The sequence below is a fragment of the Cupriavidus sp. CPT47-8839-RL05A genome, assembly GCF_058792255.1.
The window spans coordinates 1-16,271 of the sequence record NZ_JBYTEG010000016.1 but is presented as its reverse complement, the minus strand read 5'-3'; the positions used below and the strand labels follow the sequence as shown (position 1 = coordinate 16,271).

Annotated in this window: 18 protein-coding genes; 6 read left to right on the top strand and 12 right to left on the bottom strand. The window is 66.0% G+C overall.

Annotation, left to right across the window (positions count from 1 at the left end; translation table 11 throughout):
* Positions 1-359 precede the first annotated feature (359 nt).
* A complete protein-coding gene (locus AC3WVS_RS19800) occupies positions 360-1,091 on the top strand; it encodes a hypothetical protein (protein ID WP_492320010.1) in 732 nt (243 codons plus the stop codon).
* A 726-nt stretch (positions 1,092-1,817) separates the two neighbouring features.
* On the opposite strand, the gene AC3WVS_RS19795 is transcribed toward AC3WVS_RS19800, so the two are convergent.
* Both AC3WVS_RS19795 and AC3WVS_RS19790 read right to left on the bottom strand, forming a co-directional pair.
* Positions 1,818-2,495 carry a helix-turn-helix domain-containing protein gene (locus AC3WVS_RS19795; RefSeq protein ID WP_492320009.1) on the bottom strand — a complete coding sequence of 226 codons (678 nt, stop codon included), beginning with the start codon at positions 2,493-2,495 and terminating at the stop codon, positions 1,818-1,820.
* Positions 2,492-2,845 (bottom strand): helix-turn-helix domain-containing protein, encoded by a 354-nt coding sequence (locus tag AC3WVS_RS19790; RefSeq protein ID WP_492320008.1) that lies wholly within the window; start codon positions 2,843-2,845, stop codon positions 2,492-2,494. Before AC3WVS_RS19790 ends, AC3WVS_RS19795 begins: the two co-directional genes overlap by 4 nt.
* Before the next feature lie 910 nt (positions 2,846-3,755).
* Here AC3WVS_RS19790 and AC3WVS_RS19785 point away from each other — a divergent pair.
* A complete protein-coding gene (locus AC3WVS_RS19785) occupies positions 3,756-4,433 on the top strand; it encodes an aspartate/glutamate racemase family protein (RefSeq protein WP_492320007.1) in 678 nt (225 codons plus the stop codon).
* A 79-nt stretch (positions 4,434-4,512) separates the two neighbouring features.
* On the opposite strand, the gene AC3WVS_RS19780 is transcribed toward AC3WVS_RS19785, so the two are convergent.
* Complete coding sequence (locus AC3WVS_RS19780) at positions 4,513-4,764, bottom strand: hypothetical protein (protein WP_010813430.1); 252 nt, start codon at positions 4,762-4,764, stop codon at positions 4,513-4,515.
* Positions 4,765-4,914: 150 nt separating this feature from the next.
* Here AC3WVS_RS19780 and AC3WVS_RS19775 point away from each other — a divergent pair, with 150 nt between their 5' ends.
* Entirely contained in the window at positions 4,915-5,883 is a 969-nt protein-coding gene (locus tag AC3WVS_RS19775; protein WP_492320006.1) for a cation diffusion facilitator family transporter, read from the top strand.
* A 386-nt stretch (positions 5,884-6,269) separates the two neighbouring features.
* On the opposite strand, the gene AC3WVS_RS19770 is transcribed toward AC3WVS_RS19775, so the two are convergent.
* Positions 6,270-6,887: a DNA-3-methyladenine glycosylase I gene (locus AC3WVS_RS19770; protein WP_492320005.1), complete on the bottom strand. Its 618-nt coding sequence runs from the start codon at positions 6,885-6,887 to the stop codon at positions 6,270-6,272.
* A gap of 105 nt (positions 6,888-6,992) precedes the next feature.
* On the opposite strand from AC3WVS_RS19770, the gene AC3WVS_RS19765 reads away from it, so the two are divergent.
* Positions 6,993-7,349, top strand: a complete 357-nt coding sequence (locus tag AC3WVS_RS19765; protein WP_492320004.1) for a DUF2314 domain-containing protein — start codon at positions 6,993-6,995, stop codon at positions 7,347-7,349.
* A gap of 72 nt (positions 7,350-7,421) precedes the next feature.
* Here AC3WVS_RS19765 and AC3WVS_RS19760 read toward each other — a convergent pair whose 3' ends face one another.
* The 3 genes from AC3WVS_RS19760 to AC3WVS_RS19750 all read right to left on the bottom strand — a co-directional run bounded on the left by AC3WVS_RS19760 (position 7,422) and on the right by AC3WVS_RS19750 (position 10,347).
* Positions 7,422-8,732, bottom strand: coding sequence for an MFS transporter (locus AC3WVS_RS19760; RefSeq protein ID WP_492320003.1), 1,311 nt, complete (start codon positions 8,730-8,732; stop codon positions 7,422-7,424).
* A gap of 81 nt (positions 8,733-8,813) precedes the next feature.
* Complete coding sequence (locus tag AC3WVS_RS19755; RefSeq protein ID WP_492320002.1) at positions 8,814-9,830, bottom strand: hypothetical protein; 1,017 nt, start codon at positions 9,828-9,830, stop codon at positions 8,814-8,816.
* A gap of 142 nt (positions 9,831-9,972) precedes the next feature.
* A complete protein-coding gene (locus AC3WVS_RS19750; protein WP_492320001.1) occupies positions 9,973-10,347 on the bottom strand; it encodes a hypothetical protein in 375 nt (124 codons plus the stop codon).
* Between the two features lie 232 nt (positions 10,348-10,579).
* Between AC3WVS_RS19750 and AC3WVS_RS19745 the strand changes: the two genes are divergently transcribed.
* Entirely contained in the window at positions 10,580-11,464 is an 885-nt protein-coding gene (locus tag AC3WVS_RS19745; RefSeq protein ID WP_492320000.1) for a DODA-type extradiol aromatic ring-opening family dioxygenase, read from the top strand.
* Between the two features lie 6 nt (positions 11,465-11,470).
* Here the strand turns inward: AC3WVS_RS19745 and AC3WVS_RS19740 are convergent, their stop codons facing one another.
* The 5 genes from AC3WVS_RS19740 to AC3WVS_RS19720 form a co-directional block, all read right to left on the bottom strand.
* Positions 11,471-12,694: an MFS transporter gene (locus AC3WVS_RS19740; RefSeq protein ID WP_492319999.1), complete on the bottom strand. Its 1,224-nt coding sequence runs from the start codon at positions 12,692-12,694 to the stop codon at positions 11,471-11,473.
* Positions 12,695-12,781: 87 nt separating this feature from the next.
* The gene (locus AC3WVS_RS19735) at positions 12,782-14,071 is read right to left on the bottom strand and encodes an MFS transporter (protein WP_492319998.1); all 1,290 of its coding nucleotides are present in this window, start codon (positions 14,069-14,071) and stop codon (positions 12,782-12,784) included.
* A gap of 97 nt (positions 14,072-14,168) precedes the next feature.
* Positions 14,169-14,588: a VOC family protein gene (locus AC3WVS_RS19730; RefSeq protein WP_492319997.1), complete on the bottom strand. Its 420-nt coding sequence runs from the start codon at positions 14,586-14,588 to the stop codon at positions 14,169-14,171.
* 7 nt (positions 14,589-14,595) lie between these two features.
* A complete protein-coding gene (locus AC3WVS_RS19725) occupies positions 14,596-14,946 on the bottom strand; it encodes a GFA family protein (RefSeq protein WP_013958300.1) in 351 nt (116 codons plus the stop codon).
* Between the two features lie 32 nt (positions 14,947-14,978).
* Complete coding sequence (locus AC3WVS_RS19720) at positions 14,979-15,398, bottom strand: GNAT family acetyltransferase (protein WP_492319996.1); 420 nt, start codon at positions 15,396-15,398, stop codon at positions 14,979-14,981.
* Positions 15,399-15,536: 138 nt separating this feature from the next.
* Between AC3WVS_RS19720 and AC3WVS_RS19715 the strand changes: the two genes are divergently transcribed.
* Positions 15,537-16,148, top strand: a complete 612-nt coding sequence (locus tag AC3WVS_RS19715) for an HD domain-containing protein (RefSeq protein WP_492319995.1) — start codon at positions 15,537-15,539, stop codon at positions 16,146-16,148.
* Positions 16,149-16,271: the final 123 nt, after the last annotated feature.

The following is a 16,271-nucleotide window of genomic DNA, read 5'->3' as shown; positions in this document are numbered from 1 at the left end:
AACATTTTCGCGTCCGCGAAAATCTTGCATTGGATTCGCCTCGACGGACTGCGTGCCCACCAACTGTAGGACAAGTACCAACGGGCTCGATGCGTGCCCCTGACACGCGCTGAGATTGGTTGTGACAGGGGGAAGGAGATCGAGTGGTCTTCCCGAGCCGACATGCGCCATACCCCTTGCTTGTGTTGCATAGGCCCCATTCCGTAAGTATCATCCTCGCTAGGGCTTGGTCGACGCCCGCTGCCCATCCTTGGCGAACCCGGAGGGATGACCGTCTTATCACCGTTCCATGAGATTCCTTTCTCGCGGTAATCGGCAATGGGCACCGGCTTTCCGCATGAACAGAAGGAGTTTCTGAGATGCGTTACATCCCGACGTCCGCCGTTGCAGTTGAAAAGCTCAAGCAAGCGGCAAAGAAAGCCAAACGTAAGTACAAGATTCCCCATAACGACGCACTCGATCGGGTTGCTCGTGGGATGGGCTATGACCACTGGCATCATGTCACTCTTTGCGCCCGCGAAACAGAAAGGCTGGCGTCCCGACCCAGCCTGGTAGGCGAATGCCAGCGCGCAGTAGATGCCGCACTTGCTGGGCGTTCTATTTCCATAGTCACAGGCCCGGAGCTTCTGGCTGATGGGCCTCTGATCCTATTCTCTACAGTTGATGGTGACGCTTGGCTGTTGGAGCCGAACGAACGGATCTGTACTTGCCTCGCTTGGCACGGAAACCCAAGGGATTTCGGGATTTCTGATGTCGGCCAGCAGCTCCTGATTCAATGGGGCGGCTCTTACGGACTTCATGGCAATTTCTTCTCCGTCAGCATGGACGATGATGAAATTGGTGTGCGTATGATTGGTGGTTACCCCTTGCCGGAGCTCCGTAAGGCCATCGAAAAATCGCTCTCGTTTGATGCTGCACTGAACGACATTTTTGGCGGCCGTGGAGGCGTGGATCTCACTGACGAGGTCATTGCCGACCTTGTGCGGCAAGGATGGGCAGAGAAAGAACTTCTGGAGGCGCGTTCGGACGGTGCCATCTACTCGCCGGCTAGGAATTCACTGCTGTATCCGGCCTTCGGCAATGTTCCTTAATACCGCTCTCTGAGGGCGAGTCAACTTTCACCTTCGAGCCCAAGCGCGCAGAATTTTCGGTGGAATAGTTCTCTATCGTCAAGCAAGCCAACGATTCCGACCCTATTCAAAGGCCGGCCATACCTTTGCCGGGCTACGGGGTGCCGCTACGCGGCAGGGCTACCGCCCCGGCCCCTACCGGCAAACCGCGCCCAAAGGGCGCGGCTTCGGGCGCATGGCCGCCTGAACCCAAGTCAACGATCAATGGCAGTAATGCGCTTCCAGCAAGATCTTTTGCAGTTGGACTCGGCTTAGCGTCCCGCGTGCTTGGGCCTGCGCACGATAGTTTGCCCTGGTCACTCGCAGTCGTAGCCCCTACGCTTTCCCAAGGAGCCCCCTTCTACCAGGCGATACTTAGGCGGTGGTTTGGCGAATTCGGTTCTGGGCTGGGTCGCACACGATCCCGGCTGAGCGGCCGGCCGGTTTGCTGGGCGGGCGTGATTTGTCCGGGTCTTAGCGCCCGCAGGGTCACGGCGCTTGTGCCGTGAGGGCGGCTGACAGGTCGGCCGCTCCGCTTAGACCAGCCCTCAATGCTGAGGTTGTTCGCGATCTCTTTATAGAGATAAACCTTTTCTCTTTAGCGGCTCAGAGGGAGCCGCGTCCACTGGCAAAGCAGCTCTATGTGAGCCGATTTTCACTTATTCACAGCTCACCCTGATACGGCTCAGGCAGAGCTGTGTACAAGTCTCATAGTTTATTTCGTTCAGTCCGCTTTTTGCTGGCCGCGTATGCAGAATGGATTCGCTCGCGCTGCTCGGCTGGCAAGCTCTCCAAATTGGATATGAACTCCAGCACGTTGAAGTTCGTTGCATTGTCATGCAGATGATTCACGTTCAGTTGCAGCCGTTCGATATGCACGATCTTGGCCCCGGCCAGGTCGCCAGTTATAAGGACATGCTTCAAATCGGCGACGGCGTGTTTGACGGTGCTTGGCAAGTAGTCCCAAGTCGCGACGGCAGCCGGCCGCCCATCGTCGCCAATTATCTCGACCTTCTCACGGAGCCGGTAGTCGTTGCGACGGCCAACCCGGGACTTAGTGATGTAGCCGAGCTGCTCCAATGTCTTGATCTCACGTTTGACCTGGGCGAGTGAGATCCCGGCCTTTGCTGCGATGGTTTCCAATTGCGGGAACGAATGGCCTGTCGCGTAGTTGGTATGCGCTTTGATGACGAGATAGGTAGTAGTTGCATGCGGCCCCATTTTTGCCACATCGCCGCTGTCAATCATCGTCTTGAAGACGTGGAACCAGTGCGTCTGAGCTTCGAATGGCTCCTGCTGTGGCCGCATATCTCGGGAGCGTCGAAGGGCAGCATGGCCATCTCGAACATGTTCAGGCGGCAACTTGACGGCGGTGGTCAGGGTCATCGCGCGCCCCCTTGCATGTGAATACTGCTGCCAGCCGCAGATTGGCCGCTATGCGCTCGTTCCCTCAAGAGCTTTTCGACCTTTGTCGGGCGGCCTCGTTTCGGACGCTGATTTGTCAGGTGACTTGGATCGGCAGTGCGCAATGCCTCTAGGTATGTGGCTACCTCAACTAAGCTGAACACCCGCTTGCTGCCGATCTTGAAGGACGGAATCGGATAGCGCTTCTTGTTCAGCGCGTTGCGAATGGTTTGCTCGGTCTCGCTGGTAATCTCGCTCACCTGGCGTACGGAAAGCGTTGGCGGGTAAAGCGGTGACAGGTATTGAAGGTAGGTAAGATGCGCGAAGGCCACGACAGAACACCTCTTGAGCGACCGCGGTCACTGCATTGTGGCCAGGGTCGTAACCGAGAGAGATGTGGTCCGGTATTTGCCAATCCTAGGAGTCAGGATTAGGCTCACGGCTGTTCGTCGTGTTTTCCGAAACGCCGGCTTCCGCTGGGCTGGCGACCACGCGAGTCGCCCCTTGCTTCCGCGACAGGAGATCTCGTAAGTTCCTGTCTTGGCGTTCCTCCACGGGCGCTACCCCGCGCTGTATATCCTTCGCTCTTGCTTGCCATATCCACACTTTTTCCGAGGCAAGCGCAGCCGTCATGCTCGCTTTCGTGGCCTCCAGGTGCTCGTCCCATGACGGACTTCTCTAAGACGTGCACCGGACTACAGGCCAGTCCGGTGCGGTGATTATACTTGCGTGTAATCAAGTGCGGTCAAGGAGGTTTCTTCGATCTTGTGGCTTGCGGATCTTGTCCAAATTCTGTCCAAGGACGGCGCAAGTTCTTCTGGTAGAGTGGCGAATACTTCGGCATAACTCGACATACCGGAAAGAGCCTAAGTGCTTGATGCTGTTGGACAATCCTCGTGTAATTCGCTTTGGAATCATGGGCTTATGTGAGCCTGAATGGGATTCGCAATGCAGAGGTCGGGAGTTCGATCCTCCTTCGGTCCACCAGATATCCCGCGCAAAAGCCCCGGAAAGCCAACGCTTTCCGGGGCTTTTGTGTTTCTGCCGCCCGCGCTGTCCGCCATCTCGCGCTGGCAGCCGCCATACGCTATCGTTGACACCTCGGCACAGGCGTACGCGCCTTGTGCCGCCGCCAACCTACGCCCGCCGGGGCCTTGTTCGATCCCATGCAAGCCAACAGGAAATCGAGCCACCCGCTGGCGATGTCCCTGCGCTGGCATTCCTGAATCTCAAGAGGCATCCATGAGCCACATCCTGCTGATCAACCCGAATACGTCGAGCGCCACCACGCAGATGATGGTCGAGATCGCGCGCGCCTGGTTCGCGCAGGCCATGCCCGCGCCGCCGGCCGTGGTCGGCGCGACGGTCACGCGCGGCGCGCCGATGATCATCGACGAAGACGATCTTGCCGTGGCCGCCGAGGCGATCTGCGCTGCAGACATGCTGCGCCTGGCCGGCGGTGCCGACGGCGTGATCGTCGGCGCCTTCGGCGACCCCGGCATCGAGGCCCTGCGCGCGCAGCTGTCAGTGCCGGTGGTGGGTATCGGCGAAGCCTCGATGCACGCGGCCGCAGCCGGGCGGCGGCGCTTCGGCATCGCCACCACCACGCCGCGGCTGGCGGCGTCGATCAGCGCCAGCGTGCGCCGGCAGGGGTTGGACGAGCTGTTCACGGGCACGCGCTTCACCGAGGGCGATCCGCGCGCGCTGGGCGGCGCGCCGCAGCAGCAGGAAGACCTGCTGGCGGGCGCGGTCGATACCTGCATCCGAGCCGACGGCGCGCAAGCCGTGATCATCGGCGGCGGCCCGCTGGGCGAGGCCGCCCGGGCGCTGGGCCAGCGCTTTCCGATTCCCGTCATCGGCCCGGTGCCGGCCGCGTGCGCGGCCATGTCGCAGGCGCTGCGCTATTGCCCGGCGGCGTAAGCCGGCCCGTGGGGACAACAAGGAGCGCGAGCGATTTGCCCGGCCGTGTGGGTCGCGCCAGCGTGCAGGCGCGGGTAGGCTAGGCCACCCGGGTCGGCCGGCGGGCCTTCATCGCCGAGGGCCGTACCTGTTGCAGCGCGCGCAGCGACTGCAGCGCGTCCTCGACCGCCTCGATGCCGTCGCGCAGGCGGCCGATGGCATAGCCAAGGCGGCTTTGCGCGTCGGCGTCTGGGGTGGAAAGGTTCTCTAATGCATCGACTTCCGCCTGCATCTGTCCGACCAGGCGGCGCAGCTGGGATGTGCTGTGCGAGGCAAGTGACCGAATCGCCATCGTTGGGTCCTCCTTGCAGTGTCCGGGTGTTCCCGTCCTGTGTAACGGTAAAGGCGACACCAGAACTTCGCCAGCGCTGTTACGAAATCGGCACGGCAGCGCCGCCGTGGCCCGGTCCGCCTGTCGCGGATGTTGGGCTATAGTCACCCGATGGAATCGGAACACAACCCTCTGCGGCCGGCATCCGCCGGCCTTCCGGACGACGCCACCGCCGCCAGCCCGGCCGAGGCCGACGCGCGCCACCGGGCTGGCCGGCGCAGCACGCTGGTCAGCGTGGCCGTCAATATCGGCCTGACCGCCGCGCAGGCGGTGGCCGGTGTCATCTCTGGCTCGCAGGCGCTGATCGCCGACGCCGCGCATTCCCTCTCGGACCTGCTGTCCGACTTCGTGGTGCTGCTGGCCGCCTGGCAGAGCCGCAAGGATCCGGACGCCCACCACCAGTACGGCCACCTGCGCTTCGAGACCGCGGCGTCGCTGGCACTCGGCGCGCTGCTGCTGGCGGTGGGGGCAGGCATGCTGTGGGCGGCGGTGGACAAATTGCAGCACCCGGCCAGCCTGCAGCCGGTGCAGCCAGTGGCCTTGTGGGCGGCACTGGTCGCGCTGGTGTCCAAGGAACTGCTGTTCCGCTACATGCTCGCGGTGGCGCGGCGCGTGCGCTCGGGCATGCTGGTGGCCAATGCCTGGCATGCGCGCTCGGATGCGGCCTCGTCGCTGGTGGTGGCGCTGGGTATTGGCGGCAACCTGCTGGGCTACCACATGCTCGACCCGGTGGCGGCCATCGTGGTCGGGCTGATGGTTGCGCGCATGGGCCTGCGTTTCGGCTGGGATGCGCTCAACGACCTGATGGACCGCGCGGCCGACGAGGAAACCGTCGCGGCGATCCGCGCGACCATGCTGGGCACGCCCGGCGTGCTGGGCCTGCACGACCTGCGCACCCGCAAGATGGGCGACCAGGTGCTGGTTGACGTGCACCTGGAGATCGATGCCGCGCTGACGGTGGCGCAGGGGCATGCGATCGCGGTCGAAGCCCGGCGCCGCACCCTGGAGCACCATCACGTGCTCAACGTGATGACGCACGTCGATCCCGTATACATGAGCAGCCAGGCCAGCGCTGCCTGAGCCCGGCCTGTGGACATCTTTGCCGGTTGCTGGGGATAACCGGCCGGACAAGCTGTGCCCCGCCTGGGGGTGCCTTGTGGGACGTATACGGATAACTGCGGCGCCCGCACTGCTGACGTATACGTGACTGCCACGCTATCCCGGCGAATCAGGGTTATCCCGCGGTGGTTATCTTTGCTGCAAGTCCCTGAGCCGAAAGGAGAAAGGTGACTTATCCACGGCCTGATGCCTGGTTTACCTACTACTACTATGTTTACATACGTAAACAATATTAAAGACATAGACAGGACCGTTGCGCCGTTCGCATTGGCCTGACGTTTACGCGGGCCATGGCGCTGGTGCGCCGGCGTATACCTGGCGCGCGCCGGGTATACGTCCACGCAACGCTAGCGCGGCACCTTGAACACCTTGCGTGCAGCCAGCACCTCGGCCCGGGTCGTGCAGCCTTCCTGGTGGTCATTGACCAGCCCCATCGCCTGCATCAGCGCGTACATGGTGGTGGGACCGACAAAGCGCCAGCCGCGCTTCTTCAGGTCCTTTGACAGCGCCGTGGATTCCGGCGAAGTCGCCATGGTGCGCAGCACCTCGGGTGTCAGCACCCTGGGCCGGCTGGACGGATCGGGCTCGAAGCGCCAGAAGTAGGCGGCCAGCGACGATTCCGTCTCCAGCAGTTCGCGGGCCCGCTGCGCATTGTTGATGGCCGCCTCGATCTTGCCGCGGTGGCGCACGATGCCGGCGTCGCCGAGCAGGCGCGCAATATCGCGCTCGCTGAAGCGCGCCACCTTTTCGATGTCGAAATTGGCAAACGCCTTGCGGAAGGCCTCGCGCTTGCGCAGGATGGTCAGCCAGCTCAGGCCGGACTGGAAGCCTTCCAGGCACAGCTTCTCGAACAGCCGGCGGTCGTCGGCGACCGGAAAGCCCCACTCGGTGTCGTGGTAGTGGCAATAGTCCTCCAGCGTGCCGCACCAGCCGCAGCGCACCGCTGCTTCCTTCTTGCTTGTCATGGGTACCTGTTCCCTGTTGAAAGTCCCGCACGCCGGCCAGGCTCTCGCCGACCGGCGCATTTGCTGCGATCATGCCCGCACCTGAGAGATTGCGGAAGGCTGAAAATGGACATGCGATTGACAACCCTGGACGAAGACGGATGGGAGCTCGACGACGCCGAGCCCATCGCCGCCGCCCATCCCGAGACCTTCTGGATGCCGCCGCGCGAGGAGCGTGATGAACTCGCACCCGGCCAGCTGGTCAAGCTGATCTTCCGCATCCTGGTCGCGGACGAGACGGGCAGCGAAGAGGTTCACGTGGAGCGGATGTGGGTCATCGTCACCGGGCGCGAGGGCAGCCTTTATACCGGCGAGCTTGATAACCAGCCGTATTGCACCGACGAGATGAACCCGGGCATGCCGCTGTGCTTCGAGGCTCGGCATGTGATCAATATCCACCGGGACGAGGACGAAGCCGGCTAGACGGGCTGCCCGCGCGCAACAAAAAAGCCAGCCTCGCGGCTGGCTTTCTTGCCTGGAACTGGCGCGGACGGCTCAGGCCAGCTTCTTGCCCGTGCGGTCGTGCATGAACACCAGCGCGATAAAACTCACCACGGCAGCGGCGATCACGTAGTAAGCCGGCGCCAGCTTGTTCTGCGTCGACTCGATCAGCCAGGTCAGGATTAGCGGCGCAAAGCCGCCGAAGATGGTCACGGCGAAGTTGTAGGCCAGCGACAGCCCGGTGGAGCGCACCTCGGTCGGGAACTGCTCGGCCAGCACCGCCGGGGCCGGGCCGGTGAAGGCCGCCAGCAGGATGCCCAGCACGATCTGCACCTGCAGCAGCGTCTGCGTGCTCGGCGACACATTGAGCCAGTGGAACAGCGGATAAGCCAGCACGCCGATCAGCAGCGCCACGATGCCCAGCATGCGCTTGCGGCCCATGCGGTCCGACAGCATGCCCATCAGCGGGCACAGCACCAGGATGATGGCGCCGCACAGCGCGGTCGACTTGAAGGTCGCGCCCAGCGGCAGGCCCAGCTGCTGCTTGGCGTACGACGGCATATAGAACACCAGCACGTAGGTGCACACCGTCCACAGGATGGTCACGCCCAGGCCGGCCAGCACTTCGCGCGGGTGGTCGCGCAGCACCTGCGTGAGCGGCGAGAACTTGACCTTGGCGGCCTTGCGCGCGGCCTGACGCGCCTCGAACTCGGGCGGCTCGTCCAGGTGCGAGCGGATATACATGCCGACCGGGCCGATCAGCAGGCCGAACAGGAACGGGATGCGCCAGCCCCAGGCATCGATCTGCTCGGGCGACAGGCCATTGGTGACCAGCGCGCCCATGGCCGCGCCCAGCATGAAGGAGATGCCCTGGCTGGCCTGCTGCCAGCTGGCGTAGGCGCCGCGCTCGGCGTCGGGCGCGTGCTCGATCAGGAAGGCGGTGGCGCCTCCCACCTCGCCGCCGGCGGAGAAGCCCTGGATCAGGCGCGCCAACACGATCAGCGCCGGTGCCCACAGGCCGATCTGGTCGTAGGTCGGGGCCAGCCCGATGATGGCCGTGCCCAGCGCCATCAGCAAGATGGTCAGCGTCAGCGCCGCCTTGCGGCCCACGCGGTCGGCGTAGACGCCCAGCACGATGGCGCCGACCGGGCGCATGAAGAAGCCCACACCGAAGGTGGCGACGGTCAGCAGGAACGAGGTCAGGTCATCGCCGGTCGGGAAGAACAGCTTGGCGATGATGACGGCAAAGAAGCTGTAGACGGTGAAGTCGAACCATTCCAGGCCGTTGCCGATGGTCGCGGCGATGATCGCCTTTCGTCGGGTGGCGGCTGAAATGTCGGGGATGGGGGCGGTAGTCGCGGTCATGAAGCGTCGGAAAGGCGGGGAAACCGTGATATTAAGCGATTCCTTAATTTTCCATCCGCCCCTGAACCGCCGTGAACGCGCTCAGAAGCTGACCGCCAGCCCCAGCGAGACGCCCGACACGTTGTTGCCGAACACATAGCGCAGCACCGCCCGGATCCGCGTGACAAAGACCTCGTGCGCGCTGGTGTCCAGTTCCAGCCCGGTGCCGAGCGTGGTCAGGTAGTTGAAGCCGAGGATGCCGGCCTGGCTGCCAAGGTAGTGTGAATGTGATAGCTCAAGCACGTATCGTACCGGCCGGTCGAACGCATGCATCCCGGTTGGCGCCCGCCAGCGCGCCCACAGGTTGGCGGTCTGCGCCGTGGCCGTGCCCGTGACCGCGCTGGACGTACCGCCGAAGCTCTGCAGGTGGATATTGGTGTAGCGCAGTTCCACGTCGATCTCGTAGTTCTCGCGGTAGTGCTCCCAGTCCAGCATCACCGAGCCGCCCAGCCCGTAGGCATTCAGGCTGCCGCCGTCGAGGAAGTTGAGCTGGCGATCGGTGACCTGCTCGACCGCGAACTTGCCGATTGACAGGTCGCTGGAGACATTGCCCAGCGAGGCGTTGAAGATCGGCCGGAACACCAGTTCCTTGTTGGCCGTCAGCGGAAAGTCCCAGCCCACGCCGATGGTGCCGGAAAAGGTGTTCCAGCGGGTCGGGATGGCGCGGGATTCGGCGCCATTGGTGGCAACGAAGGTGGGATCGTAGCGGCTGTAGGCGATGGCGCCTTCCAGGTAGAGCGGGAACGACTTGCTGATGGTGAAGCCGCCGCCCAGCTGCGACATGACGATGCCGGGATCGTCGGTGCTGGTGTTGTTGATCGACAGCGAGCTGGAGGTAAGGTCCGGCACCACCGAGTACGCCATCAGCGACAGCACCGCGTTGGCGTGCCGCTGCACATTGGCCCCGGCCAGGCGCAGTCCGGGCGCGCCCTGGGCATGTGCCGCGCCGGCGGCCAGCAGCGCCGCCGCGCCTATGGCGGCCAGGGCCGTCCGCCAAAGGGGTCGCGAGCGGCGGCTAGGCGCGGGGTGGAACCGTCGGTGTCGCTGGCGTGCGGACATGGACAATCTCTGTGCAGTCAGTGCCGCAGCGCGCTGCCGTGCGGCAATCTCCCGCGCATTCTAGCGACGCAGGATAGTGAGGGAGCGTCGCGCGAAATCTTTCAGATCGGACTGCTGCCGCCTTAAATCGGCGCGGCGCCGGTCAGGCGGCCGGATGGCGGCGGGTCGACGGTCCGGAGGGCGGGGAGGGCGGCGTAGCCGGCATGGCTGGATGGGTGGGCGCCGGCCGGCGGCGCGTGAGCCACAGCAGCAGCGCACTGGCGGCCCAGCCGGTCACGAACACGGTGTCGCCGGCATGGTTCAGCCAGGTTGCCGCAGCGGGCGTGCCGGCCAGGGATGCCAGCAAGCCGGCCGGCAGGCGCGCCAGGATCCACAGGGCGACGGCGGGCACGCTGCCGTAGACGCCCGGTTGCCACCAGTGGGCCAGGAAGGGAGGGTGCCGCCCGGGGCGGCGCGGGATGCGCGGTACCACCGAAGTCTCCGGCCACACATGGCGCGCGGGGCGTGCCGGTGGCATCAAGGCGTTGCAGGAGCCCCGCCGGATGACACCGCCGGGGGCTCACGGTTGCATCATAGGCCGATCGCCCCTGGCTGCGTTGCCGGTGACCGAGGCGCTGTGTGCGCCACGCCACGCTGGGCCCGGCCGTTCAACTTTTTTGCACGACGTGTCCGCAAATGGCGCCCGTGCCCAGCGCGGATCTTTGCCAAACTCGATGCAGGTACACAAACAGTTTGAAGGTGGTCCTGCCATGCTTCCCTCGCTCTACATCTCCCACGGTTCCCCGATGCTCGCCATCGATCCCGGCCCCACCGGCGCCGCCTTCGATGCGCTGGGCGGGCAACTGCGCACCCGGCGCCCGCGCGCGGTGCTGGTGATCTCGGCGCACTGGATCTACAGCACGCTGGCTGTCACCAGCCGCGAGCGCCAGGAAGCCTGGCACGATTTCGGCGGCTTCCCGCGCGAGCTGTACGCACTGCGCTACGACGCCCCGGGTTCGCCGGCGCTGGCCGGGCGGGTCAAGGCCCTGGTCGAGGCGGCAGCGGTCCCCGGTGCCGGGTTTGTCGGCCAGGACGAAGAACGCCCGCTGGACCACGGCGCCTGGATGCCGATGCGCCACTTCTTCCCGGATGCCGACGTGCCGGTGGTGCAACTGGCGCTGAACCCCTACTTGTCGCCCGCAACGCAGATCGAGATCGGCCGCGCGCTGGCGCCGCTGCGCGACGAGGGCGTGCTGGTGCTGGCCTCCGGCAGCTTCACGCACAACCTGCAGGAAGTGTTTGGCGGCGGCCGGCGCGACCAGCATGGGCCGCAGGCCGAGCCATATGTGGAAGCCTTCCGCGGCTGGATGGCGGATGCCCTCGACGAGGCCCTGGCCAGCGGCGATACCGGCCGCATTGCCGACTACCGCGCCCAGGCGCCGTATGCGCGCCGCGCGCACCCGACCGACGAGCACCTGCTGCCGTTCTTCGTGGCGCTGGGCGCGGCCTTGGGTCCCCAGGCTGCCAGTGGCGCAGGGCCGGCGCCGGCCAGCGTGTCGCGGGTTGCCGATGAGGTGACCTATGGCGTGCTCGCCATGGACAGCTTCGTGTTCGAGGGCCTGGGCGCCGGCGCACCGCTGCGCGCGGCGGCCTGACGCGCGTTACCGTTCGGCCGGGGCCTGTGCCGCCGGCGTGCCGGCGCGCGCCGGCAGGTAGCGCCGTGCCGAGCGCGCGCCCGCGAGCGCGATCCAGCCCATGGTCAGCGCCACCAGCGCCAGCCCGATGCGCAGGTTGGCCAGGTGCGCGACCCCGCCGATCAGCACCGGCCCCAGCAGCAGCCCCAGGTAGGCAAAGCGCGCCACGCGCGAAATTGCTTCGGCCGGCGCCACGCCCGGCAGCCGCGACGCGGCAACGAAGAAGATCGGCACCATATTGGCCGCGCCCAGCCCCATCAGCGTAAAGCCTGCCAGCGCGGCTAGCGGCAGCGGCACCAGCAGCGCCAGCGCAATGCCGCCAAAGCCCAGCCAGGCACTGCCAGTCAGCGTGGCGCCGTCGCCCAGGCGCGCGCGCAGGCGGTCGCCGCCGAAGCGTCCGCACGCCATCCCGCCCGAGAACGCAGCGTAGCCCAGGCTGATCCAGCCATCGGGCGCCTGCGCCACGTCGCGCATATAGACGCTGGTCCAGTCGTACATCGCGCCTTCGCCGACCAGGCCCAGGAACGCCAGCAGGCCCAGCAGCCACAGCGCGCGCACCGCGTGGTCGCGATGGTGGGCCGCCGATGGCAGCACCGGATGGTCCGCCAGCAGCCCGGGCAGCGTACCCAGCGCCACCGCCGCGGTCACGCCCGCCATCATCGCCGCATGTGCCAGCGGCGCCACGTCCAGTGACAGCACCAGGCCGCCCGCACCCGCGCCGGCCATGCCGCCCAGGCTGAACATGCCGTGCAGCGCCGACATCACGGGCCGCGTGCGGCTGGCCTCGACCGTGGCCGCCTGTGCGTTCATGGCGACATCGAAGGCGGCATTGGCCATGCCGAACGCCACCAGCGCGGGCAGCAGCAGCCAGAACGATGGCATCGCCAGGATCGCCACCGTGGCCAGCGCAAACAGCAGCCCGCCCGTCATCGACGCCCGCGCGCTGCCCGCGCGCGCCACCCAGCGCCCGACCGGGCCCATCGCCAGGATGGCGCCGCCGGCCACGGCCAGCATCGCCAGAGACAGCATCGCGTCGGACAGGCCGAAGCGTGCCTTGATCGTGGGAATATGCACGCCCCACGTGGCAAAGGTGGCGCCATTGACGAAGAACAGCGCCATGGTGCCGCGCGTGGCGCGCGACACCGTGGCCGGCAAGGGCGCGGAAGCGGTCGGGGAATGCGGCTCAGGCATGGGAGGGTGCGGCAGGGGGGGCGGCGGTGCCCCTGCAAAAGCCGTCATTGTCCCGCATCGGCGCGAGGCGGGTATGACAACGCCGCGCTACCGGCTGGCGGCATCCACGCGCAGCAGCCCGCGCCGGTGCAGCGCGTAGCCGAAGGCCAGCAGCGCGCCCAGCGCCAGCGCCACCATCACCCACAGCATCAGCCAGTAGCCGCCGGCGGCACGCCACAGCAGCGCGCCCAGCCACGGCGCGGCGGCCTGCATCAGCAGCACCGGCGTCATCATCAGGCCGTTGAGCGTGGCGTAGTGATGGCGCGAGATCAGTTCCGGCATGGCCATCGCGCGCAGCATGGTGTTGACGCCGTTGGCGCAGCCGTACAGCACCGCGGCCACCATCAGCCAGGCGCCGTGCCCCAGCGCAAAGCACAGCAGCCCGGCGCCCATCAGCGCATAGACCGGCAGCGACAGCCGCACCGGGTGGCGCACCCCCGCGCGCATCATCAGCATGCGGCCCGCCACCTGGGCCGGGCCGATCAGCGCGGCCACCACCAGTTGCTGCGCCACCGGCATGCCCTTTTCGGTCAGCATCGGGATCAGGTGCGCCCCCAGCAGCGAGGCCACCACCGCGGTCGCGGTAAAGGCCAGCACCACCGCCCAGAACACCGGCTGACGCAGCGTGGCGCGGGCAATGTCGCGGCTGCCGGCCTGGCCGTCGGCGGGGGTCATGCCGGAATAAGTGGGATGCAGCGCGTAGCGCATGCGCGCGTGCAGCGGCGCGCAGACCAGCAGGTTGAGCGCGGCGAAGCCGATCAGCGTCGGGCGCCAGCCCAGATGGATCACCAGCCATTGCGCCAGCGGCACGAAGATAGTGCTGGCAAAGCCGGCCATCAGCGTGACCACCACGATCGGCTTCTGATACTGGTCGCCATAGGCCTGGCGCAGTACCACGAAGGCGGGCTCGTACAGCGTGGTCGCCATGGCCAGCCCGATCGGCACCCACATCAGCAGGAACACCGGCTGCGACGGCGTCCATGCCCACAGCAGCAGGCCCAGCCCGGCCAGCACCGAGCCCGCGCCCATCACCTTGCGCGCCGGCGCGCGGTCCAGCAACCGCCCCACCGCGAACGAGCACAGCGCCCACACCAGCAGCCCCAGCGAATAGCCGCCCGCCAGGAAGGGCTTGGACCAGCCCAGGCTGCGGATCATGGGGTCGATGAAAACGGTGAAGGCGAAGAACAGCGTGCCCCAGGAGATGGTCTCGGTCAGGCCGAGGATCCAGACCAGCCGGCGCGGCGGCGTGGCGGGGTGCGCGGGTCCGGTGCGTGCCGGGCTGGCGTCTGGGGCGGTGCTGGCGGCGTCCGCGTCGGAGCTGGCTTCTATTGTTGTCATGGCGGGCCCAGCGGGGTGGTCGCCATGGACGGCGGCGCGTGGGGCCAGTCGGAAATTGTAGCGATCCCGCGCGCACTCCGCGCGCGGGACACGCACGTTACTGTGCGGTCACCGGAACAGGCGGTCCCTTGAGCTCGACCACGTTGCCGTCCGGATCGCTCACATAGAGCGACGGTCCCTTGCCTTCGGCGCCGAAGCGCTGCGCCACCTCGCCGGCGTCCACGCCATGCCGCGCCAGGTGCGCCCGCACCGCGTCGGCATCGAACGGGTCGATGCGCAGGCAGAAATGGTCCAGGTTGCGGCCCTGCGCTCCCGGTCCGGCGCCGCCGGCGCGGCCGAGCGGGCCGTCGAGCGCGACCAGGTCGATCAGTCCGCTGCCCGCGCGCAGCTGCGTCAGGCCCAGCTCGGTTTGCTCGCGCTCAACACTGCAGCCGAGCACCTCGACATAGAAGCGCCGCAGCGCGTCAACGTCTGCGCTGCGCAGTACCAGGTGGTCGATGCCCAGGATGCGGAACATGGCGGCCTCAGTGGTGCAGTCCGTCGTAGTCGATGACCTTCAGGCTGTCCAGGTCGACATTGTCCAGGCAGCGCACATTGACCGCGGCCATCGGCTTGCCGTCCTTGTCCTGCCCGTCCGCATACGGACCGCAGCCGCACACCGGGCAGAAGCGGTGCGCGATCTTCATGGTGTTGAAGCGGTAGGTGGAGGCATTGCTCTCCGGCGTTTCCAGCTTGAACGTCGCGCGCGGCACGAACCACAGCAGGTGGCCGCGCCGGCGGCAGATCGAGCAGTTGCAGCGGATCACGCTGGGGATGCTGTCGGCCTCCACTTCGAAGGCAATGGCGCCGCAGTGGCAGCTTCCGTGGAAAGTCATGTTGTCTCCTTGAGGTCGGTCCGGCGTGCCCGCTAAATATCTGGAATCAGTCGTTTGCCCAGGCTGACCACTTCATCGGGCGCATAGCCCAGCTTGTCGTAGAAATCGATCACGGCGCGGTTGCCTGCGCGTACCAGCAAGTTGATCTTGGGGCAGCCCCGCTCGATCAGCAACTGCTCGGCATGCGCCATCAGCATGCGCCCGTAGCCCTTGCCCTGCAGGCCGGGCTGTACCGCCAGATAGTAGACCCAGCCGCGATGCCCGTCGAACCCCACCATGGCAGTGGCGACGGGTTTGCCGTCGATGTCGCCGACCAGGAACAGTTCAGGCTGCTCGGTCAGCTTGCGCGCGATATCACGCTGCGGGTCGTTCCACGGACGGGTCAGGCCGCAGGCCTGCCACAAGGCAATGACGCAGGATTGGTCTTCCGGGCGGAAAGGACGGATCAGCATGCTTGGTGGTGCGCCGCAATATGCCGGCACATTGTTAGCTTTTTGACAGTGTAGCGCCGCTGCGGATGCCACAATGCCTGCAAAACACGGCGAGACGATGCGCGGCCATCGCGCACGCTGCCACCAAAGGAGACCCGCATGAGCGACACCCACGCGCCTGCACGCGCCACCTTCAGCCATATGGAACACGGCACCCGCGAGGACTGGGCCGCCATCTCCGCCGAATTCATGCCATTCGCGCGGGCGCTGCCGGATCGCGTGCTGGCGCACCTGCGCCTGCTCGATGGCGATTGCGGCGGCTTCCCCGTGGACCGGCTCACGCATTCGCTGCAGACCGCGACACTGGCGCACCGCGACGGCCAGGACGAGGAATACGTGGTCTGCGCGCTGCTGCACGATATCGGCGATACGCTCGGCAGCTTCAATCATCCCGACATTGCCGCCGCCATCCTCAAGCCATTCGTCAGCCCAGAGAACCTGTGGATGGTGGAAAAGCACGGCGTGTTCCAGGGCTACTACTTCTTCCATCACCTCGGCCTGGACCGCAACCTGCGCGAGCAATACCGCAGCCAGCCCGAGCTGTTCGAGCGCACCGCGGAGTTCTGCCGCAAGTACGACGGTGCCGCCTTCATGACGGACTACGACACGCTGCCGCTGTCGTTCTTCGAGCCGATGGTGCGGCGCGTGCTGGCGCAGCCGAGGAATTCGATGTATGTGAAGCCGGGAGAAAAGGAGCTGGCGCGGCCGTAAGGCGACAGCACAACACAACCGTGTGTTCCCTCTCCCCTCAGCGGGATGTACAGACCGGAGACATGGGTAACAGGTGTTCGGAGACATAGGTGACACGTGACCTGCGCGCATCATGATGCGCGC